The 22,320-nt window shown below is 33.2% G+C and carries 20 protein-coding genes; 9 read left to right on the top strand and 11 right to left on the bottom strand.

What is annotated here, in order from left to right; genetic code table 11:
- Positions 1-9: 9 nt before the first annotated feature.
- Positions 10-912 carry an IS1595 family transposase gene (locus tag FJV36_RS00225; RefSeq protein ID WP_158728025.1) on the bottom strand — a complete coding sequence of 301 codons (903 nt, stop codon included), beginning with the start codon at positions 910-912 and terminating at the stop codon, positions 10-12.
- A gap of 411 nt (positions 913-1,323) precedes the next feature.
- Here FJV36_RS00225 and ffh point away from each other — a divergent pair, with 411 nt between their 5' ends.
- The 6 genes from ffh to FJV36_RS00195 all read left to right on the top strand — a co-directional run bounded on the left by ffh (position 1,324) and on the right by FJV36_RS00195 (position 6,621).
- On the top strand, positions 1,324-2,682 hold the full coding sequence (gene ffh, locus FJV36_RS00220; protein ID WP_158727661.1) for a signal recognition particle protein: 1,359 nt from the start codon (positions 1,324-1,326) through the stop codon (positions 2,680-2,682).
- A 74-nt stretch (positions 2,683-2,756) separates the two neighbouring features.
- Positions 2,757-3,638: a bifunctional 5,10-methylenetetrahydrofolate dehydrogenase/5,10-methenyltetrahydrofolate cyclohydrolase gene (locus FJV36_RS00215; protein ID WP_144893186.1), complete on the top strand. Its 882-nt coding sequence runs from the start codon at positions 2,757-2,759 to the stop codon at positions 3,636-3,638.
- Positions 3,639-3,874: 236 nt separating this feature from the next.
- Complete coding sequence (locus tag FJV36_RS00210) at positions 3,875-4,489, top strand: hypothetical protein (RefSeq protein WP_158727662.1); 615 nt, start codon at positions 3,875-3,877, stop codon at positions 4,487-4,489.
- A gap of 2 nt (positions 4,490-4,491) precedes the next feature.
- Positions 4,492-4,785: a transcriptional regulator gene (locus tag FJV36_RS00205; RefSeq protein WP_086453423.1), complete on the top strand. Its 294-nt coding sequence runs from the start codon at positions 4,492-4,494 to the stop codon at positions 4,783-4,785.
- A gap of 54 nt (positions 4,786-4,839) precedes the next feature.
- Positions 4,840-6,207, top strand: a complete 1,368-nt coding sequence (locus FJV36_RS00200; RefSeq protein WP_158727663.1) for a DUF4153 domain-containing protein — start codon at positions 4,840-4,842, stop codon at positions 6,205-6,207.
- Between the two features lie 12 nt (positions 6,208-6,219).
- Positions 6,220-6,621: a hypothetical protein gene (locus tag FJV36_RS00195; protein ID WP_158727664.1), complete on the top strand. Its 402-nt coding sequence runs from the start codon at positions 6,220-6,222 to the stop codon at positions 6,619-6,621.
- A gap of 88 nt (positions 6,622-6,709) precedes the next feature.
- On the opposite strand, the gene rluF is transcribed toward FJV36_RS00195, so the two are convergent.
- From rluF to FJV36_RS00175, 4 genes are all read right to left on the bottom strand, one after another.
- Positions 6,710-7,522 carry a 23S rRNA pseudouridine(2604) synthase RluF gene (gene rluF / locus FJV36_RS00190; protein ID WP_086453424.1) on the bottom strand — a complete coding sequence of 271 codons (813 nt, stop codon included), beginning with the start codon at positions 7,520-7,522 and terminating at the stop codon, positions 6,710-6,712.
- 233 nt (positions 7,523-7,755) lie between these two features.
- Positions 7,756-8,601 carry an alpha/beta fold hydrolase gene (locus FJV36_RS00185; RefSeq protein ID WP_347753149.1) on the bottom strand — a complete coding sequence of 282 codons (846 nt, stop codon included), beginning with the start codon at positions 8,599-8,601 and terminating at the stop codon, positions 7,756-7,758.
- 35 nt (positions 8,602-8,636) lie between these two features.
- The gene (locus FJV36_RS00180) at positions 8,637-9,416 is read right to left on the bottom strand and encodes a zinc ribbon domain-containing protein (protein WP_158727665.1); all 780 of its coding nucleotides are present in this window, start codon (positions 9,414-9,416) and stop codon (positions 8,637-8,639) included.
- Between the two features lie 3 nt (positions 9,417-9,419).
- A complete protein-coding gene (locus FJV36_RS00175; RefSeq protein WP_158727666.1) occupies positions 9,420-10,514 on the bottom strand; it encodes a Nif3-like dinuclear metal center hexameric protein in 1,095 nt (364 codons plus the stop codon).
- A gap of 105 nt (positions 10,515-10,619) precedes the next feature.
- Here FJV36_RS00175 and lpxK point away from each other — a divergent pair, with 105 nt between their 5' ends.
- A complete protein-coding gene (gene lpxK / locus FJV36_RS00170) occupies positions 10,620-11,645 on the top strand; it encodes a tetraacyldisaccharide 4'-kinase (RefSeq protein WP_158727667.1) in 1,026 nt (341 codons plus the stop codon).
- A complete protein-coding gene (locus tag FJV36_RS00165; RefSeq protein WP_158727668.1) occupies positions 11,617-12,429 on the top strand; it encodes a purine-nucleoside phosphorylase in 813 nt (270 codons plus the stop codon). The genes lpxK and FJV36_RS00165 overlap by 29 nt, the downstream gene beginning before the upstream one ends.
- A 3-nt stretch (positions 12,430-12,432) precedes the next feature.
- Here the strand turns inward: FJV36_RS00165 and FJV36_RS16395 are convergent, their stop codons facing one another.
- From FJV36_RS16395 to lipA, 4 genes are all read right to left on the bottom strand, one after another.
- Complete coding sequence (locus tag FJV36_RS16395; RefSeq protein ID WP_233264506.1) at positions 12,433-12,744, bottom strand: response regulator; 312 nt, start codon at positions 12,742-12,744, stop codon at positions 12,433-12,435.
- A 154-nt stretch (positions 12,745-12,898) separates the two neighbouring features.
- Positions 12,899-14,599 carry a HAMP domain-containing sensor histidine kinase gene (locus FJV36_RS00160; protein WP_233264507.1) on the bottom strand — a complete coding sequence of 567 codons (1,701 nt, stop codon included), beginning with the start codon at positions 14,597-14,599 and terminating at the stop codon, positions 12,899-12,901.
- 24 nt (positions 14,600-14,623) lie between these two features.
- Positions 14,624-15,619: a type I glyceraldehyde-3-phosphate dehydrogenase gene (gene gap, locus FJV36_RS00155; RefSeq protein ID WP_158727669.1), complete on the bottom strand. Its 996-nt coding sequence runs from the start codon at positions 15,617-15,619 to the stop codon at positions 14,624-14,626.
- 72 nt (positions 15,620-15,691) lie between these two features.
- A complete protein-coding gene (lipA, locus tag FJV36_RS00150; RefSeq protein WP_158727670.1) occupies positions 15,692-16,591 on the bottom strand; it encodes a lipoyl synthase in 900 nt (299 codons plus the stop codon).
- A gap of 262 nt (positions 16,592-16,853) precedes the next feature.
- Here lipA and FJV36_RS00145 point away from each other — a divergent pair, with 262 nt between their 5' ends.
- Positions 16,854-17,690, top strand: coding sequence for a M48 family metalloprotease (locus FJV36_RS00145; RefSeq protein ID WP_158727671.1), 837 nt, complete (start codon positions 16,854-16,856; stop codon positions 17,688-17,690).
- A 57-nt stretch (positions 17,691-17,747) separates the two neighbouring features.
- On the opposite strand, the gene FJV36_RS00140 is transcribed toward FJV36_RS00145, so the two are convergent.
- On the bottom strand, positions 17,748-18,566 hold the full coding sequence (locus FJV36_RS00140) for an energy transducer TonB (RefSeq protein ID WP_158727672.1): 819 nt from the start codon (positions 18,564-18,566) through the stop codon (positions 17,748-17,750).
- A 223-nt stretch (positions 18,567-18,789) separates the two neighbouring features.
- On the bottom strand, positions 18,790-21,966 hold the full coding sequence (locus tag FJV36_RS00135; protein WP_158980743.1) for a TonB-dependent receptor: 3,177 nt from the start codon (positions 21,964-21,966) through the stop codon (positions 18,790-18,792).
- Positions 21,967-22,320 lie beyond the last annotated feature (354 nt).

The raw sequence follows: 22,320 nt of genomic DNA, 5'->3' as shown, positions 1-22,320 counted from the left end.
TCGAGTTACTTACTTAATGACTACGATTTGCTTCCAACCCTGATGCGGATGTGAGACTAATCGTTTGAATATATTATCAAAAATAGAATCTTTGTAAATTGACCTGTTCAGTCGATAAAAATATTCATCTAAATATTTTTGGAGATGTTCCTTTTTGACGTGTGATTGAATCGTTCTTATTGCAGTTTTTACCTGATGAATAATAGTGTGCATTTCTTTGAAGTTTTTCCCAGGAACGCTTTTTTCTTGGACGATGTTATAGCTCTTTGCTATTATTTTGTAAGCTGTCCATTGGTCTGTTTTAATATTCGCATCTTTACTTATATGCTCGTCAAATAATGGTTTTATTGACTTTGCAGAATAATCATCAATAACATTTGCATAACCTCTTTTTATCTTTCCTTCATCTGTCAGCTCAACAGCACAAGCAACTTTTGCCTTTTTGCTATCGTAACTTCTACCTTGTTTTCCTGTTTCTTTTCCGCCAACTACAAATTCATCAACTTGTACATTTCCTGTCATTGGATACTGTTTTGAGGACTTCATCGCAAGTCTTACTTTTTGCATAAACAACCAAGAAGTCTTTTGAGTTATTCCATAGCGTTTTGCCGCTTGAGTTGAGGATATTGATTTGGTTGTACAAGTCATTTCAAAGGCAATACAAAATGCTTTTTGAATTCCAAATTTAACTCTATGAAAAAGAGTTCCTGCCGTTGCACTCTCTTTATATCTACATTTGGTACACTCTCTTTTATTGTGTTTTTCAAAATAAACATACTTCGTATTCTCGCAACGTTTACATCTATAGCCGTCTTTCCACTTCTCATTGGCTATAAATTCACGGCAACTTTGGTCGTCTGGGAATGTCTTTATGAACTCTAAAATATTCTCCCCCTGAAATATACTTTCCATATCCTTGTATTTACTATAAATATAAGTGTTTTTTAAGTAAGTAACTCTAAAACTATTTTTAAAGGAACAGTTATTCCAAGTCAAGTAGTAAAATGGAATATACCTTCAAATTATAAAAAAGGACTGTATTTCTATAAAATTCTATCAGGAAATAAAGAGATTAAAACAGGTAAAATTTTATTTCAGTAAATCAGTTTAGCGATAAAAGAGAAATATGCTATTCTAAAATAAGAAAAGAAAAGTACTAGAATTAGTTAGTTTTTTGTTTTTGGGAAAAAGAGGCTGATTATTTTAGCCTCTTTTTGTTTTATTCAGATAATTTTAAAAACATTCCTTTTTTTATTACTAATACCTTTTCAACTTCAATACCAAATCATTAATTTTACACCTTAATTAAAGAGAAAAAGAATTATGTTCGATAATTTAAGCGAAAAACTAGATAAAGCCTTCCATATATTAAAAGGTCACGGAAAAATAACCGAAGTAAACGTAGCAGATACTTTAAAAGAAGTTCGACGTGCTTTACTTGACGCCGATGTTAACTTTAAAATTGCCAAAGATTTTACTACCAAAGTAAAAGAAAAAGCAATAGGTCAGGATGTATTAACAACGCTTCAACCTGGGCAATTATTGGTGAAATTGGTTAAAGATGAATTGACTGAATTAATGGGTGGCGATGTAGCCGGAATTAATTTATCGGGTAATCCATCTGTTATTTTAATGTCTGGATTACAAGGTTCTGGAAAAACTACTTTCTCTGGAAAATTAGCCAATTATCTTTTAACTAAGAAAAACAAAAAACCATTATTAGTTGCCTGTGATATTTACCGTCCGGCAGCGATTCAGCAATTATATGTAGTTGGAGATTCTATTGGTGTTGAGGTATATTCAGAACCAGAAAATAAAAATCCAGTTGAAATTGCTCAAAACGCAATCAAACATGCTAAAGCAAATGGGTTTAATGTTGTCATTGTGGATACCGCTGGTCGTTTGGCTGTGGATGAAGAAATGATGAACGAGATTGAACGCGTGCATAAAGCGATTCAACCACAAGAAACCTTGTTTGTAGTAGATGCTATGACAGGTCAAGATGCGGTAAATACAGCAAAAGCCTTCAACGACAGATTGAATTTTGATGGTGTCATCTTAACAAAATTAGATGGTGATACTCGTGGTGGAGCTGCTTTGTCTATTAAAACAGTTGTAAATAAGCCTATTAAGTTTGTAGGTACTGGAGAGAAAATGGAAGCTATTGATGTTTTCTATCCTGTACGTATGGCCGAGCGAATCTTAGGAATGGGTGACGTTGTTTCCCTTGTGGAGAGAGCTCAGGAGCAATTTGATGAAGAAGAAGCAAGAAAAATCCAAAAGAAAATTGCTAAAAATGAATTTGGTTTTGATGATTTCCTTTCTCAAATTCAGCAAGTAAAGAAAATGGGTAACATGAAAGACTTGGTAGGAATGATACCAGGTGCTTCAAAAGCGATGAAAGATGTTGAAATTGAAGATGACGCTTTCAAACACATTGAAGCTATTATTTACTCGATGACTCCAATCGAAAGAAGTAAACCAGCTGTGATTGATGTAAAACGAAAAGCAAGAATTGCAAAAGGTTCAGGAACCAAAATCGAGCAAGTAAATCAGCTGATGAAACAGTTTGACCAAATGAGCAAAATGATGAAAATGATGCAAGGTCCGGGCGGAAAAAACCTAATGAAAATGATGGGCGGAATGAAAGGCGGAATGCCGGGAATGCCAGGAATGAAATAAAGAATTTAAAAAGAGAGTCTTAAAGTCGTTATGATTTTAAGACTTTTGTCTTTACTATATTAAACAAAACAACAATGCAACTACTAGACGGAAAAAAAACAGCAGAAGACATCAAAAGCGAAATTGCTGTTGAAGTACAAAAAATGAAAGCCAATGGTGAGAAAGTTCCTCATTTGGCAGCACTAATCGTAGGGAATGATGGCGCAAGCTTAACCTATGTAGGAAGTAAGGTAAAAGCCTGCGAAAGAGTAGGATTTGAGTCTACTTTGATTAAAATGCCCAACACCACTACAGAAATTGAATTGCTTAAAAAGATCAAAGAATTAAATGAAGACGAGCAAATTGACGGTTTTATTGTGCAATTGCCACTTCCCAAACAAATTGACGAGCAAAAGGTCTTGATGGCAGTAGATCCAAGTAAAGATGTAGATGGTTTTCATCCGGAGAACTTTGGGAAAATGGCATTGGATATGACTACTTTTATTCCTGCCACTCCATTTGGTATTCTAGAATTGCTAGATCGCTATGGAGTAGAAACAAAAGGAAAGCATACTGTTGTTATTGGCCGCAGCCATATTGTGGGTAGACCAATGAGTATTTTGATGGGACGCAAAGGTTTTCCAGGGAACTCAACAGTGACACTTACGCATAGTTACACCAAAAATATAGAAGAAATTACCATTCAGGCTGATATTATAATCACAGCTTTGGGTGTTCCCAATTATTTAAAAGCGGATATGGTGAAGGATGGAGCAGTTGTTATTGATGTGGGTATTACTCGCGTTCCTGACGAAAACCACGAGAAAGGATACGTAATCACCGGTGATGTAGATTTTGATCAAGTAAGCAAAAAAGCATCTTTTATTACCCCAGTTCCTGGTGGAGTAGGACCAATGACCATTGCCATGTTATTAAAAAACACACTCTTGGCAAGGGAAATGAAGAGAAACAAATAAAAATTTTTACATAGAAAGCCTCAAATTTATTTTTGGGGCTTTTTTTTGTCTTATGAAAAGCTAAAAACGGAGCTGTAAATCTTAAGCCTGGTAATGATTCGCTCTGTGTTTGTACTTGTTAAATAAGATATTTGTTTCCATTTTCAAGGCTTAAAAAAGTAAGTTCGAAATTATTTTTATAAAATGTATAATTTTTCGTTTTTATTTTTAACTTTGTAATTCAAAGTGCTTTTATTATGAGTCAAAATATTCAAGAAGATTTAGTTCACATTCGTTCCATGATGGAACGTTCTTCAAGGTTTATTTCCCTTAGCGGATTGTCAGGTGTTTTTGCAGGAGTCTTTGCGCTACTTGGTGCGGGTTATGCTGCTTTTTTGTTTGAGTCAAATGGGATGTCTTATTTTGATGGACTGGAAAAGGTGTACAGTGTTGATTTGATTTACAAACTAATTGCAGCGGGGATTGTAATTTTAGTTCTTGCTCTTCTTTCTGGATTTCTATTCACTTTTAAAAAGAATAAAAAAAATAATTTGCCAATCTGGACTTCTACCACAAAAGTGATGCTTTTGCAATTAGCAATTCCTTTAGCAATCGGAGGCGTCTTTTGTCTAGCTTTAATATATCATGGTCTTTTCGCTTTTTTAGCGCCAGCTACTTTACTTTTTTACGGATTAGCATTGGTAAATGCGGGTAAGTATACGTATTCAGATATTCAATATTTAGGATATTTTCAATTATTTCTTGGGAGTGTATCTTTATTTTTTCTAAGATATGGATTGATTTTTTGGGCCCTTGGTTTTGGAATTCTACACATAGTTTACGGAACGATCATGTTTAAAAAATACAGATAATCATGGGTATTATCGATAAATTAAATAAAGATTTCGAAAGTCGAATCCGATTAGGTTTAATGTCTGTATTGATGGTAAACGACTGGATCGATTTTACAGAGATGAAGGCATTGTTAAATACTACTGATGGGAACCTGGCAAGCCACTCTTCTTCTTTAGAGAAATCAGGCTATATCGAAATCAAAAAAGAATTTGTGGGTAAAAAACCAAAAACTTCGTACCGAGTGACCAATATGGGCAGAGCTGCTTTTGTTTCGCATTTAAATAGTCTTGAAAAATTATTCAAATCTAAATAAACCTTTTTTTTAACTTTTTACTTTGAAATACAAAGTACTTTTAAATTTATAATTATGAAAAAACTACATTTTATTTTAGCCAGCAGTTTGGTTTTTACATTGCTTTTTTACAAGGAAGATTTGGGGCTTAATTGGGCTATTTTTGGGATTGTACAAATCGGATTAATATGCTATTTTTTCCAAGAGAAGTTTACCAGTAGGATGCATTTGCTGTTAGTGGTTGCATCGGTTTTGTCTTGTTTTGCGTTTGCTTGGTATGGCGATTTTCCGTCGTTTTGTGCCATGTCTTTATCAATTATCTTTTTACAATTCAAAACTCATGAACCTAAACTGAAATTGTTACAAGCTTTTCCTTTGGTTTTGTTCAATGGAATTACCTCTTTAGGCCTTATATTCATGTTTAGTCAATACCTTCCTAAGCGCAGAATCAATAATGGTTTTATAAAAAAACTGATAGCTTACTTTGTTATTCCACTTCTATTTCTTGGATTGTTTTTAGTAGTATACTCATTTGCAAGTGATCATTTTTTGTCTCTGTTTACCGGTTATTATTTAGACATCGATGTTTGGCAAGCAATTGTAATTTCTGCTTTAGGATTTTTTATTTCATTCACTTTCTGGAATTATTGGATACCAGAGATTTGCTACGAAAAGAATAGTTTATTAGATAATGATTTTGATGAAGTCGACAAGATTCAAAATAAAAACTCATTTTCGTTTTTGGATATTGATTTCGAGAGAAGAAGTGGAGAGATTACGTTCTTTCTTTTGAATGCATTGCTATTGGTTTTCATTGTAACTTATAACTATGAGCAGTTTTTTGAAGTGGTTAAAAAATCAAATTTAAGTTCGGATACACATGAACGAGTAAATGCTGTAATTTTATCAATTATCATGGCAGTTGGTGTAATCTTGTTTTACTTCAAAGGTGGCTTTAATTTTGATGAAAAAGCGATATATCTTAAAAAATTAGCCAAGATTTGGATTGTTTTAAATGGAATTTTAATACTTTCTACCATAATCAAAAACACTGAGTATATTTCATTTTATGGATTGACCTACAAGAGATTAGGTGTGTACGCTTTCTTAATTTTAGCAATAATAGGATTGATTATTTCGTACCTGAAAATTACAAAGCAAAAAACAAATGCTTTTCTTTTCAATCAAATGATGTGGGGTTTCTTCGGAACAATTTTACTATGCAGCTTTGTTAACTGGGGTAATCTGATCACCAATTATAATATTGCTGTGAACAAAGGCGTGGAGGAAAATTTTCTTAGAAATCTAAATTTTAATCATAAAGCATATTATGATTATTTTAAGGTTCATGCAGAATACATGCAAGGGAAAGAGAATTTACCTGAAGAAAGCTTTTTGTCGAAATCACTTTATTACGAATTTTTGGATTCTAAAAACGAATAAATTAAAAAATCAATGAATGGTATTGTAATACCATTTCATTTAGCCGCACCAGCAATTCTTTGCTTAGTTGGGTTATCAATGATAGTTTTTTATTATAAAATTTTAAAAAAGAATAGATTGTTTTGGAATAGCCTAATACTATTTTTGGTTTTATACCTATTGATTGTTGGCAAAGCTACGTATGACACCATTTATTGTCAATGGGATTTACATCGTTACGATCTTAATAAGGATGGGTTCTTTAATGGAATTGAAATAACAAATAGTCAAAAAGAAGCTATGAAAGTTCTAATAAATGATACTGGAAGAAATTTTTCATTTATCTCAGGATTTATTTTTTCTTTTTTTGCTACAACAATTTTTTATGTTTTGGGACTAATTACTTCAAAATTAATTCGAAGCAAAAAAGAGTAATATTGTTATTTATTTTTTCTAAATCGTTCTATTTTTACTACCAATATTAAAAATCCCATCAGCTTCAACTGATGGGATATTAATATTTTTAATAATCCCCGCGTTTCTTAAACCTAGGATCATCTCGTTTTATAAACTCAGTTCTTTTTCTTGGTGTTTCTACTTTTGGTAAACTAGCTTCTTCTGTTTTGCTAGATGGCTCAATAAGAGCATTGAGTTCTTTTATTTCGGCATCAGTCAAATCACGGTAGCGCCCCACAGGAACATCTAGCGAAATATTGATAATCCGAATGCGTTTTAAGGCAGTTACGTCATAGCCGAGATATTCAGTCATTCGACGGATTTGACGGTTCAAACCTTGTGTTAAGATGATTTTGAAAGTGAATTTACTAATTTGCTCTACTTTACATTTTCTCGTTACGGTATCTAAAATAGGAACACCATTTCCCATTCTTTCTATAAAACGATCGGTGATGGGTTTGTTTACGGTAACGGTATATTCTTTTTCGTGATTGTTGCGCGCACGCAATATTTTATTGACAATGTCGCCATCATTTGTCATGAAAATCAAACCTTCACTGGCTTTGTCTAAACGCCCAATTGGGAATATTCGCTTTGGATAATTAATATAATCTACAATATTGTTGTGTACATCAAGGTTTGTGGTACACTCTATGCCTACTGGTTTGTAAAAGGCAAGATATACTGATTTTTCTGTTTTTTCACGAATTAATTTGCCGTCAATGCGTACTTCGTCATGAGGTGCTACTTTGGTCCCTAATTCGGGTACAACACCATTGATTGTTACTCGTCCTTCTTCGATGATTTTATCAGCTTCGCGGCGGCTGCAAAAACCTGTTTCGCCAATGAATTTATTGAGGCGTTTTAATTGATCTTCCATCTTGCAAAAGTAATGAATTTGAAATGTAAAAAAATCTAAATCTTGAAAATGCTAATGATTTTCGATTGTTCTCAAAGAGTTCTAGTATTCAATTTAGTTCGTTTTGTTAGAAGGTTAGTAGTGAAAATCTTTTTTGTTTATGTTTTTTTCGAAAAAGATTACTTTTTAAGATCGCTTTTACTGGAGTATAGCGGAAAATTTTATTCTTGTAGTTATGTCCAATGAATATCTATTTAATGAAAAAGAAACTGACTCACTTTTTTGTATAATGCATCATCATGCATGCTGTGTCCAAGTCCTTTGGTGGCTATGAAAGTAGCATTTTTCCAGGTAGAAGCAATTTTTTTTCCTTCTTCAAAAAGTACAACCTTGTCATCTTGATCATGCGCTATTAGTCCCGTAAGCGTTATTTTGGATGCAAATATTTTAGCTGAAAATTGTTCTAAATGGATTTGAAACGTATTGAGGTAATGAGTTTGTAATGATTTTAAAATTTTAGAATTGAGGCTTAGCAAATTAATATAATTGTGAAGTATGATATTAAAATCGCTAGGTGAACCTAAAACCACCATTTTTTGGAGCATCTTGTTTTGGTAAACTGACTGATAGTATAAGCAGGCTTTGCCACCTATTGAGTGTCCTATTAAGTATTGTGGTTTGAACTTTGTTGCAATAAAATCTATGAAAGCTGCATATTGTGGTATGTTGAACTCAGTGCCGCTAGAGAGTCCATGTGCGGGTCCATCTAATGCTATTATGGTACTACCAGACTTTTTTAAATATGGTAACAGTTTCTCCCAGCGTGAGGCGTTACTTTCCCATCCATGAACAAGTAGAAGCACAGTTTCATTGCCTTTCCAGGTGTAGGTATGTACGGTTTCATTTTGGAAAGTAAATGTTTCCGAAGTTGCGTTTTGCAAAACAGCAGGTAATGCAGTTTTATTTAATTTTCCTTCACGTGGTGAACTAAAAAGGGAATAGGCAAGACGAGTTGCTTTTGATGGCCACAGGTAGCTAAGGATATTAATGTATAATCCTATTGACTTAGTGAATATGAAATAAAATAATTTACGCATCATAAAAAAGTCCCGATGTTATCGGGACTTTAAAGGTATTATATTTTTGAGAACAATTGTTCCATTTTCTCTTTTTCTTCTTCTGCAAGAACACTATCTACTAGTATTCTTCCAGAGTGCTCATCAGTAATGATTTTTTTTCTAGAAGCAATTTCAACTTGTGTTTGTGGTGGAATAGTAAAAAATGAACCTGCTGATGCACCTCTTTCTATTGAAACTACAGCTAATCCATTACGAACACTTCCTCTTATTCTTTTGTAAGCATTTAACAAACGCTCCTCTATTAAGTTTTGGAATTCGATAGATTTTTCAGACAAGAATGCTTCTTCTTTTGCTGTTTCAGCTAAAATTGCATCTAATTCTGATTTTTTATGTTTTAAATGATTCGATTTAGATTCTAATCTTTCTTTTGAGCCTGAAATAACTTCTTTTTTGTGCTCAATTGAAGCTTTCATTTCTTTGATTTGTTTTTCAGCTAATTGAATTTCAAGTTCTTGAAATTCTACTTCCTTTGTCAAAGAGTTAAATTCTCTATTATTACGAACCGTTTCCTGTTGTTTTGTATATTTTTTGATCGACTCTTTGTGTTCATCAATAGCTATTTTTTTAGCTTTGATAAGGTCTTCAATAACTTCAAGTTCTCCTTTTAATTTTTCTGAACGTGTGCTTAAACCAGCCACTTCATCTTCAAGATCTTCTACCTCTAAAGGCAATTCACCTCTTACGTTTCTGATTTCGTCAATTCTAGAGTCAATAAGTTGTAAATCGTAAATTGCTCTTAACTTGTCCTCAACACTTAATTCTTTTGTATTCGCCATATTCTATAAGTACTTAACTGGATTTGAATTTTCTTCTGATAAAATAACTGCAAAATTAAGGATTTTTTTTCGAAGATACTCTACAATATAATTTTTTGTATAGCGTTCGCTTTCAAAATGTCCAATATCCGCTAAAAGTAGCTTATTTTCTGCTTCGTAAAACTGATGGTATTTCAAATCAGCTGTTAAATAGGCATCTGCTTCGGCTTGAATTGCATTTGAAATGGCAAAACTCCCAGCACCACCAAGTAGGGCAACTTTTTTTATTTTATTACCTGTGAAGCTAGAATGTCTGATGCCACCACACTGCATTTTGTCTTTTACGAATTCTAAAAATTCTTTTTCTGGCAAGGGATTAGGAAGTTCACCAATCATACCTAAACCAATGTTTTGATGCTTATTGTTTAAATTATAGATTTCATGTGCAACTTCTTCGTAAATATGGCTATTAAAAAGAGCAGTTAGAATTTTGCGTTCCAAATGTTTCTCATAAGTCACCTCTATTTTGACTTCGGTACTTTGAACAAGTTCATGACGTTCTCCTACTACTGGATTGCTGTTTTGATTGCCTCTGAAAGTTCCTGTTCCTGTAGAGCTAAAACTACATTTGTCATAATTACCAATGTTGCCAGCGCCAGCTGCAAATAAAGCGTTTCGAACGGTTTCGGCATTGTCAAGCGGGGCGTAAGTCACTAGTTTTCGAATAAATTGCTCTTTAGGAATCAGGATTTTTGTATTGATTAGCCCTAGAGTATCACTAAAAATTTTATTGACACCTTCTTGATGGTTGTCTAGAGCAGTATGAACGGCATATATAGCGATATCATTTTTTATAGCTTTGATAACAGCACGCTCAACATAATTTTTTCCGGTTATCTTTTTTAATCCAGAAAATAAAATGGGATGAAAGCAAACTACAAGATTGCATTTTTTTGCGATAGCTTCATCTATAATAGTCTCCAGAGCATCATGACAAACTAAAATTCCGCTAGCTTCGACCTCTTGATTGCCTACAAGTAATCCTACATTATCAAAATCTTCGGCATAGGCAGTGGGAGCCATTTCTTCGAGTACGTAAATTATTTCTTTGATTTTCATGTTCTTGATACGGATAGAAGTAGATTTCGTTTTTTTTAAATTTTATAATTGCTGAAATCTGTACTAGATTTTTAATTCAAAGATAATTTATTCTACTTTCGTAAAATGAAATTACTGAGAAAAATACTGTTTCCGTTTGCCATTCTGTATGGCGTGGTCACTAGCATTCGTAATTTTTTATATGATATTGGAGTCCTTAAGGCTGCTTTTTTTGATGTGCCTGTTATTGCCGTTGGTAATTTAAGTGCTGGGGGCACTGGGAAATCACCCCAAATAGAATATTTAATTCGTTTACTAAATAAGAATTATAAGGTAGCTACATTGAGTAGAGGATATAAAAGACAGTCCTCAGGATACATTTTGGCGCAAGCCGGAACCAATGCAAAAATTTTGGGTGATGAACCGTTTCAATTTTTCAGCAAATTCCCAACAATTCAAGTGGCTGTAGATGCCGATAGAAGAAACGGAATAGAGCAGTTAATGCATGCATCTCAAAAGCCGGGTGTTATTTTGTTAGATGATGCTTACCAACACCGGAAAGTAAAGGCGGGTTTTTATATTTTACTAACAGCCTACGGAGATTTATATACAGATGATTTTATGTTGCCCACTGGAAGTTTACGAGAACTAAAAGCTGGTGCGAAAAGAGCATCCATCGTTATTGTTACAAAATGTCCTGAAAATTTGAGTTTAGAGGAACAAAGTAGATTGCGAACTAAACTTAAAGTTAATGATCATCAAGAATTATTTTTCACCTTTATTAATTATGATTCTTATTTTTTGGGTGATAATTGTAAGATTGATAGAGATGCGTTAAAAGGTGTGAAAAAAGTTTTGATAGCTGGTATAGCAAAGCCAGAATCATTTTTTAACTCCGTACAAGAGGAGGGAGATATTTGTCTTTCTTATCCGGATCATCACGACTTTACTGATGATGAAGTGTTAGAAATTAAAAAAATAGCTCAAAATAATAAAATCATCACTACCGAAAAGGATTATGTGCGTTTAAAAGGATTTTTTCCAAGCGAACAGCTTTTTTACTTAGCTATACAGAGTTCGTTTATAACAGGTGGTGAGAAATTTAATAAAACAATTTTAGATTATGTGGGAACAAGTACAAGAAACAGTTAGTTTCATTCAAGAAAAAATTAATTTCACTCCAGAGTATGGAGTTATTTTAGGTTCAGGCTTAGGAAGTTTTACTAGTGATATGCAGGTTCATTTTACCTTGCCTTATCATGATATTCCAAATTTCCCAGTTTCAACCGTTCAAGGTCATAAAGGAGCTCTTGTTTTTGGGACTATTGGAAGTAAAAAAGTGGTAGCCATGCAAGGCCGTTTTCATTTTTACGAAGGCTATTCTATGACCGAAGTTACTTTCCCGGTGAGAGTAATGAAGTTCTTAGGTGTGGATAAGCTTATTGTATCTAATGCATCAGGAGGAGTGAATCCAAATTACAAAGTAGGATCTATTGTGATGATTACAGATCACATTAATATGACTCCAGAACATCCTTTGCGAGGGAAAAATGATGAACGTTTTGGACCTCGTTTTGTAAACATGAGTGAGCCTTATTCTCGAAAAATGATTGCAAAAGCAACTCAAATTGCTAACGATCTAAATGTTGTAACGCATGAAGGGATTTACCTTGGTTTGCAAGGACCTACATTTGAAACTCTAGCGGAATACAAAATGGTTAAAATTTTAGGAGCAGATTGTGTAGGTATGTCTACTGTTCCAGAGGTTATTGTGGCTAGACACATGGATTTAGAAACCTTTGGTATATCCGTAATTACAGATATGGGAGATGCTGAAAGTATAGGGACAATTTCACATGATGAAGTACTAGAAGCTGCAAAACAAGCAGAACCTCAGGTGCGTAATTTAATAAAGGAACTAATATTGCAATATTAATTTCTACAAATGTTCGGCAATTGTGTTGTAAAAAGCTTCGGGTATGAACGGTTTTGTAATTACATCGTTCATACCAAAAGACAATAACATTTCTCGATTTTCGTCAAGAGATATTGCTGTAAGTGCTATTATTGGTGTCTGATTGTCGAATTTTCTGATTGTCTCAGTAGCTATAGTTCCATTTATTCCGGGTAAGTGAACATCCATTAATATCAAATCAAATTTTGATATTTTTAAAAGTTCAATAGCTTCTTCACCATTATCAATCACTTCGCAAATCACTTTTTTGTGAAAAAGCATTTTTGTGGTGATCATTTGGTTGATTTTATTATCTTCAACCAACAATATTTTTTTGTTAATCAGTTTAGTTTCGTAATTAACTTTATTTAAAGGGATTATTGCTATAGGTTTCTTACCTATTGCAAATTTTAATTGAAATGAAAAGGTAGAGCCTTTATCAATAGTGCTTTTAAGATGTATTTGACCTCCTAAAACAGTTATTAGTTTTTTTTACAATTGTTAATCCAAGTCCAGTGCCTCCGTATTTTCTATTGACTTCTATTGATCCTTGAGAGAAACTATCGAAAACACTTTCTAATTTTTCAGTAGCTATTCCAATTCCGGTGTCACTAATTTCAAAATGTAATGTAGCATATTTATCCTCTAGATTTTGAAGTTGCGCTACTATAATTACAGTTCCATTTTTTGTGAATTTGAGGGCGTTATTGATGAGGTTTAAAATAATTTGAGAGAGTTTTGTGGGGTCTCCTATAAGGTAATCAGGAATAGTATGATCAATATCTAATTTAAAATCATTTTGGTTTACAATAGCTAACTCTTTGAGTGAATGTTGAATGTTGATTAAGAGTTGTTTTAAGTTGAACGGGATTTGTTCTATTTCGGTTTTATTAGATTCTATTTTATTTATTTCTAAAATTTCATTGATAAACTTAGTCAGGTAATCCCCAGAAAATTTTAGAGAGGAAAGGTAATCAATTTGATTTTTTTTAGGGTCTTCTTCAAGCAGTAAATGGGTAATGCCATTAATTGCATTAAGTGGCGTTCTAAGTTCATGGCTTACGGTAGATAGAAACTCAGATCTAGCTTGAGATGCTTTTTCAAATTTGTTTTTAGCAATCTCTAACTCTTTGTTTTTGTCCCTTAAGAGTTGGTTTGATTTGGTTCTAATTTTGTTATTCTTGTAAAGTGAAAGACTTAGTAAGGATAATATTGTAATCAGAGCGATAGCAAGTATGCTTATAATTTTTGATATTTTTTTTGATTGTAGTTCCTCTTCTTTTTGAATTTTATATTGATTCAGTTCTTTGAGTCGTTTTGCTTCTTTAAATTTTGTGTAATCATCAGCTTCAAGTCTTTTATTATTAAGAAAATTTAAGTCTTCTTTTAACGCTAAATGTTGTTTTACATATTGATATACTGAGTTTTTATCTAATTTTTTCTCATAAAACTTACTTAGCGACGGTAATATGGATCTATTTAGCTCAATATTGTTGCTTTTTTCAGTACTAATAAGTGCATTTTTTAGATGCGCTATTGCTAGATTATTGCTATTGTATTTTGGGTCAATAGGTCCTGTCTGATACAAAGCTGTTGGTCTTAAGTTCCACAAAAAGGAAGTTATTGACTTGGAAATTATTGATTTAAAAGCATTAATAGTCTTTTGCGTTTTTTTATTGAACTGCTTGGTAAGGCCTTTTTGGAATTTTGCTTCAAGAGGTTTACTTGTGGTTTTTAAATCTTTGTGTAAATTTTCGGTTTTGTTAGAGTAAAGTGAGGCTTCATTACAGTTTTCTTTAGGCCTATAGGAAAGACGAAAAGGGGAGTAACTTTCAGCTCCCATTTGATTCGAAATCGTAATAATGTAATGTGTTGTATTTATTAAAAAACGAAGTAGCCGATAGTCATTTTTTTTTAAATCATAAAAAATTTTACTTAAAGTAAATTCATGAAGCGCGTGCTCCATGTTTTTGTTGCTTTTTGTTGCAAATTGTATTGCTTTTTGTGTAAAAAACAACACATTTCTATAATTATCGTCCTTGATATTTTTAGAACTGAGCTTGTAATGGTAGGATAAGTTATCTTCCTTCACTCGTGCATGGGACACGAGTATACCAGCAAAAAATAATACAGAAAAGAAAAAACATTTCATTAAGCATGTTTTTTTGAAAAATTACTATTTAGATGTTAGAAGAATCAAATCAATAAGTCTTGATGAATATCCTATTTCATTATCATACCAACCTACTACTTTTACCATTTTATCAATTACAGAAGTAAGTTGTGCATCAAATATACAAGAATTTTTATTCCCTATTACATCTACAGATACAATTGGGTCCTCCGTATAATCTAATATTCCTTTTAAAGTGTTTTTAGAAGCGTGTTTAAAGGCTTCGTTTATTTGATTGATACTGACTGCTTTTTTCACATTAAAGGTAATATCAGTTAAAGATCCATCAGGAACAGGAACTCTTATGCCACATCCGCCTATTTTACCTTCAAATTCTGGGAATATTTTTGTTAACGCTTTTGCTGCTCCCGTTGTTGTAGGAACTATAGATTGACTTGCGCCGCGAGCTCGTCTTAAGTCCTTATGTGGTTGATCGTGTAAACTTTGATCTGTTGTGTAAGAGTGAATAGTGGTAATGTACGCTTGTTCAATGCCGCAAAGGTCATTGATTACTTTGATCATTGGGGCAGCATTATTTGTAGTACAACTTGCATTTGAAATTATTATTTCTGTACCGTCAAGAATTTCTTCATTAACGCCTAGGACAACGGTTTTTATTGCATCAGTCTCTGAAGGTGCAGATAAAATTACTTTTTTGGCACCAGCCTGAATATGTGTATGTAATTCCTCAAAAGTCTTGTATTTTCCTGTTGATTCAATAACATAATCAATGGAGCAACTTTTCCAGTCTAGGTTTTTTAAATTTTTTTCGTGAAAAAAAAGAAAATGAGATTCGCCAACTAGTATTCCTGTTTCATCATAGCTCACGTCATGCGGTAACACACCGTGTATGCTATCATATTTTACTAAATGTGCCATTGTTTTTTTGTCGGCAATGTCATTTATGGCAACAACTTCAATTGTTGGGTGGTTTAAAAGTAATCGGAAAAGATTCCTTCCAATTCTTCCAAAACCGTTTATCGCAATTCTAGTTTTCAATATTTTTTTGTTTAAAGTTTCAAATTTCAGTTTTAAAATGAAATTTTGTTGTACCAATACCTTGTTACAATTTTAAAGAATGTGTTTCTGAGCTTTATAAGAAGAGCGAACAAGAGGTCCGCTTTCTACATGACGAAAACCTAATGATAAACCATATTCCTCATACTTTGCAAACTGATCAGGAGTTATGAATTCTTTAACAGGTAAGTGTTTTTTACTTGGTTGAAGGTATTGTCCTATAGTAACTACATCTACATTTGCATCTCTCAGGTCTCTTAAGGTTTGATAAACTTCTTCTTCAAGTTCACCTAAACCTAACATGATACCAGATTTAGTTCTATTGATGCCTTTTTCTTTTAAGTAACGCAATACCTCAAGTGTACGATCGTATTTAGCTTGTATGCGGACTTCTCTAGTTAATCGTCTCACTGTTTCTACATTGTGCGAAACTACCTCAGGATTTGCAGCAACTATTCTGTCTAGATGCGTTTCGTTTCCTTGAAAATCAGGAATTAATGTCTCAAGTGTCGTATTTGGATTCATTCTTCGAATAGCTTTTACTGTTTCAATCCAAATGATTGAGCCACCATCTTTCAAATCATCACGATCAACACTTGTGATTACTGCGTGTTTGATATTCATGATCTTTATAGATCTCGCTACTTTTTCTGGTTCTTCCCAATCTACCGTTTCTGGTCTACCGGTTTTTACACCACAAAAACCGCAAGAGCGCGTACAAATATTTCCCAAAATCATAAAGGTAGCAGTTCCTTCGCCCCAGCATTCTCCCATATTAGGACAGCTTCCAGATGTACAAATAGTGTTTAAACTGTATTTGTCAACTAATCCTCTAAGTTCTGTATATTTTTGTCCAATGGGTAACTTCACTTTCAACCATTTTGGTTTTCCAGTGACTTGTTCTGCCTTGGTTTGGGTTTTTTCTAGTAAATTGTTTTCTACAACGTTTTCCATATCTCAATTTTCTGAATGCAAAGATAACTAAAGTTGAATTATAAAAGTGTAAAACCAAATCGTGAATTAGACTTATACAAAGCATAAAATTTTACTTAACATATTTTTTAGAGGATATTGTTTGGGTTTAAAATTATAAAATAATTCTTTGGTATTGTCTTTGTAAGAGTTTATAAAGCATCTCAACGTATAAAAAAAAACTATGTTGATGTGTTTTATTTTTTTTAACATAAATTAGTATCTTTGATTAAAATTAGAAATCATGAAAAATAAATCAATAATTTTAGGATCTTTGTTCGTTTTATTAGGGGTTTCAACCGCTAACGCACAAATAAGTTTTGGTGAAAAAGCTCTTGGAGCTGTTCAAAAAGGGGTAGCAGGCTTTACATTTAGTGATGCTGATGCAGCTGCATTATCAAAAGCAGCAGTAGATAAAATGGATGCTGAACATGTTATTACAGGTGCTAAAGATCCATATACGCTTCGTTTAAATAAGCTTTTTGGAAAACATAAGACTACAGAGGGAGTTACACTTAATTATAAAGTATATAAATTAAACGAAGTAAATGCGTTTGCAACTGCTGATGGTAGTGTTCGTGTCTATTCTGGTTTAATGGATATTATGGATGACAATGAGTTGCTAGCAGTAATAGGGCATGAAATAGGTCACGTGGTTAATACTGATTCAAGAGATGCAATTAAAGCTGCTTATAAAAAGGAAGCAGCTTTAGGTTTATTAGCATCCCAATCTGATAAAGTTGCAGCTATAACAGACAGTCAATTGGCTAAAGTGGGTAGTCAGATGATTGATAGTAAACACAGCCGAAAACAAGAGTCTGAGGCTGATGAGTTTTCATATAATTTCATGAAAAACAATAGCTATAATGTTAATGCAGTTTCATCAGCGTTTGCTATACTAGCAAAAATGAGTGAAGGAGCTGAATCTTCTTTCTTGGAGAAAATGATGAGTTCTCATCCTGATCCAAAAGAAAGAGCTGAAAACGCTAAATTAAGAGCTGAAAAAGATGGTTTGTATAAACCTTATGTGAAGCAAAAGCCAGTTGCTGCAAAAAAAGCACCTGTTAAAAAGAAAAAGTAAGTTTCATGATAAAAAAGGCAGAACTCCAAGTTCTGCCTTTTTTATTGCGATAGTATTTTAATTCATTTGAACAGAAATGGGTAAGGTGTAGGCGGTGCGTACTGCTTTGCCGCTAATCATGCCTGGAGTCCACTTGGTTCGTAAAGATTTCAAAACTCTAATCGCTTCTTTTCCTAGTCCGTGACCAGGATCTCTTCTAACTTGTATGTCAGTCATGCTTCCATCTCTTTCTATTACAAAAGAAACAAAGATTTTTACTGTTCCATTGAGTTCAGTTTCTTGTTTTTCAAAATTATTTCCCACATAGGAGTAAAACTTATTGATACCTCCTGGAAATTCTGGAAGTTTATCTAGCGCTACACTGTTAATGATAGTGTTTCCAGTTTCAGGTGTCTCCACTTCGTTTTGGACTGTTGTGTTAGGACTAGCATTAACAGCTACAGTTCCCGTACCATCTGATGACGTTGTATTTACAACTGGTTGATCGGTATTTTTTGCAATATTTTGCTCTGCGTTTTCAGTAGATACAATAATAGGATTAATTAATGCTTTACTTTTTACTGGATTAGCAATACTTTTTGTTTTTAAGGGAGGTAATGCTTTTTTAGGTTGTGTTTTATTTGGAAAGACATCGGTTATTTGGACAATTTTATCTGTAAAATCGGGCTCAATAGGAGTAAAGGTTGTCTCAGGATTAAAAATTGTGACTAGTGTAGGAATGCTAATGGCACCCACTAATAATGTTACTCCCATGAAAAGTGCTGTAAGTGACGTTTTTGTGCTCTCTTGACGAAGTTTGTACGCACCATACTCTTTATTTCTGTTTTGAAAAACAAGTTCAATCCAGCCGGTCTCGTAAATGCTTAATTTAGACATAATTTGTGGTTTTTATGGTTAAGTACATTTACATCATAAGCAAGTGTGTTTTTTATTAATAACGTGTCTATTGTGTTATTATTGTGATTAATTTTTAAATTTTAAAAAAATTTATTGAATTATATTTTAGTATTTAACTAAAATAATTTTATTAGAAGACTGCGCGAAAAAAAAGCGCATCACTGTATCAGGATGCGCTTGTGTTTTTGTAAAATAGAATTATTTAGAATGCATATTTAAAACCTATTTGTATTTGAAATGGATTGCCAGATAAAGCAGGTAAACCAGCATTGTTTACACGGTAGTTAAACTGTTGTCTAGTACTATCAAAACCTGGAACTGCTGGATTACCGCCTGCTGCGGGTGTTCCTAGTGCATAGAGAGATTGGCTATTCAATGATTTATTAACTCCCCATTCTTTGTTTAGTAAATTAGCAACATTAAAAATATCTACAGTGAATTCAATAAATTGCTTTTTTGGAATACTGATTTTTTTGTTAATTCTAATATCTACAAGACCATAGAACTCATTTATACCACCGTTACGCTCTGCAATTTTACCAGAGTAAGTGTTGATATAATTTTTTAAGCTTGAACTTGCAGCAGTATTATTTAAAATAGTTTGTAAACCAGTTTTGATATTTTGTGGAACGGTTGGGCTGTTGATGTCAAAAATGTACGCTAAATCATTTGAAGCAGTTACAAAATCTCCATTTGTATTTCCTCCAGATAATAAACTATATCGTGTTCCTCCTATTCCAGAATAGCGAACTCCTACACTAAAACCGTAAAAAGTGGGTAATGACCCATAAAACACCACCTTGTGTCGAAAATGATTATCAGAATACGTCATTTTGTTTAAGTTTCTTGGATCATCCTCTACCGGTAATACAAGTGTAGCTGTGTTAGCCACATTTCCGTTGAAAGAAGTGTTGTCTTTGGTGTCATTTAGGGTGTAACTAGCCGTAATTTCTCCATCCTTAAAATATTTGTAAGTAGCATCAACAACTAGCGCAAATTGATTTACTTTTCCTTCACTGTTAAGTTCTAAAACTCTCCCTAATTTATTACTTATTCTACCTTGCATCCAGTCTGCAGCTCCATTTGCAGGTATTGAACTTGCTGGAACAAATACGCCACGATTTCCTTCGTTTGCCAAATTAAAAAACGGATTGCTAACCATATTTCTATCTACATACACATAATTATTTCGTCCTAGAGTTGCATAACCAGCGATTCCTATTTTTAAATGATCTGTAAAAAAATGTGTGTAAGATACATTAGCTTTATAAACCACAGGTACTTTAGCATCGGTACCAGTATAATTTATAGTTGGTAATTGAAAAGCATCTAGCGTAGGAATGCTAGAAAAGTTGTTTCGGTAACCAGTGAAGTTAGGTACAGGTACATTGGGTGCTCTAACATCTACAGTTGCAGTTTTTTTTCCGTCAAAATATAGATTGTTAATGATGGCATAGTTATTTAAATCTGATGCAAAAATCCCTGCTCCTGCACGTATGTAATCTTTGTGGTTTTCATTTACATCCCATGTCAATTGCACTCTTGGCTGTAAAATAGCCGATTGTAATTTGTTATCTGTTCTAATGCCTAATTCATCAAAAACCAATTGGTTGAAAGTTGCAGTTGGATACTTCGCATAATCAAAACGTAGTCCTAATGTCAAGTCAACACCAAGTGCAATTTTAGTTTGTAATTGACCATATATTCCAGCATTTAATATATTCGAATTAACAGTAGGATCAGCCACTAATGGTACTTCTCTAAAGTAACGATACGGTGTGCCATTATCAAAATTTGCAACACTATTAAAATGGAAACGACCGTTTACTTCACTACCATAAACTGATTTTGAATTGGTTTGCATGATGTCAAATCCAAAAGTATATTTTATTTTATCTGTATTGTAATACAGATTATCTACAATTTGAAAAACATTATTGGTGAATTTTTCTTGTGCAAATCGGTGTCCTCCTATTTGAATATTGGTAGTTCTCACAGCACCATTAATTGTGGAGGCTGCATTTTCTACAATAGCTCTAGGAATGTTATAAGAAGGCAATTGATCACCAGGATTACTGTCTTGAAAAGTGTAAAGATGTTGTACTTTTAATTCGTTTGTGATTTTAGGATTTACAGTTGTTCTCAATGAAGCTAAAATACTGTTATCAATATTATAGTCATCACCAAAAGACTCATATAAATTAATTGCTGTATTGTCTTGTAATCCCAGTTTATTGTCATCAAACGTAAAGTTATTTCGAATGGTTAGTAGGTTTTTACTGTTTAATTGCCAGTCAAGACGAGCAAATGCTGCATCCGAATTTCTTTTTTTATCAAATGATCCATATTGAGGTGAACTTGAAACGCCGTATTTATTTCTGGCAATGGTTACAAAATTGTCCAGCGTTGCTTTGGTTACATTAAACCTAAGCTCATCTTCTGGAGATTGAACATCAGCAATGACCAATGGTCTTGAATCTTGTTGATGATCCCATGCTATAAAAAAGTGTAGTTTGTCTTTGATAATGGGTCCGCCCAAAGTAAAACCATATTGTGTAGTTGTAAAATCATTTTGACGTCTGTTTCCTCTAATGTCGTAAGCACTAGAAAGCCAGTCTGCTCTATTGTAAGCAAACATACTTCCAGAAAAATCATTTGTTCCAGACTTAGTACCAGCACTTACAGTTCCACCACCACTACGACCATAACCTACATCATATTGATTTGTGACTACTTTAAATTCTCTTACAGCCTCAATAGAGATGGAGTAGGGTGCGCCACTTCTGCTGGTGGTAGCTCCTGCCGAAGTTGGGTTTTTTGCATTCATACCATCTAATGTGTAATTAGTAGACGATGCTAATTGTCCCGAGATGTTTCCGCCACGTGTTAATGGAGACAAATCCATTAAGTTGGTAAAATTTCTTCCGTTTACGGGTAAAGAATTAATGAGTTTGGCTGTAATTGCAGTTGCCGCACCTAGATTTCCTGTTTTGTTTTTTAACCCTCGGCCTACCACTTCTACCACCTCTAGGGTTTGCATATCGGTTTGCATTTTAATGTTAATCGTAATCAAATCGCCTTGATTAAGTGTGTATCCAGATCGTTGTTGTTCTCCATATCCAGATGTTTTTACAGTAATTGTGTAAGGGCCACCTAGAGGCAATTCTTTAAAAGTATAAACCCCTTTAAAGTTAGTAAGTGTAGTAGTTTTAAATCCAGTAGATTCATTTTTTAGGGTAACATTTGCTTCTTTTATAGTCTCATTATTTGTGCCTGTAATGGTTCCAGAAATAGAAGCTTGTGTGGTTTGTGCATGACTTGTAGCGCTTATTACGATAATCCACACCATCGTAAATAAGAACATTTTAATATTTTTCATGAGTTTAGTGTTTAGTTTCATGCTGGCAAAGGAATCTAGAAATAGAAAAAAAGGTGTTACATTAATACTATTAGAAAAATAATTTTTTGTAACCAAAGTTTTGATTTTCGCCCTTTTTTAGTGCTTATTTCTATTTTTAGGTAAACTTTATGAAACATTATGGCGCAAATAGTAGCTTTAATTTAGTTTATTCGTAATGATTTGGTAATGATAAATAAGGTTCTAAAACATAATTTTATAAAAATAATAGGACTATCCGTAACTTATACCAAGCTAGAAAGAATTAGTCTCAGATTAAAAATATTCACACAGATTTTTTTTTTAAAATGTGATGAAATCTGTGGAAATTTGTTT

The sequence above is a fragment of the Flavobacterium sp. I-STPP5a genome (assembly GCF_009764685.1).
GTDB lineage: Bacteria > Bacteroidota > Bacteroidia > Flavobacteriales > Flavobacteriaceae > Flavobacterium.
Note: the sequence above shows the minus strand (reverse complement) of the source record. Positions and strands in the feature narration are given on the sequence as shown.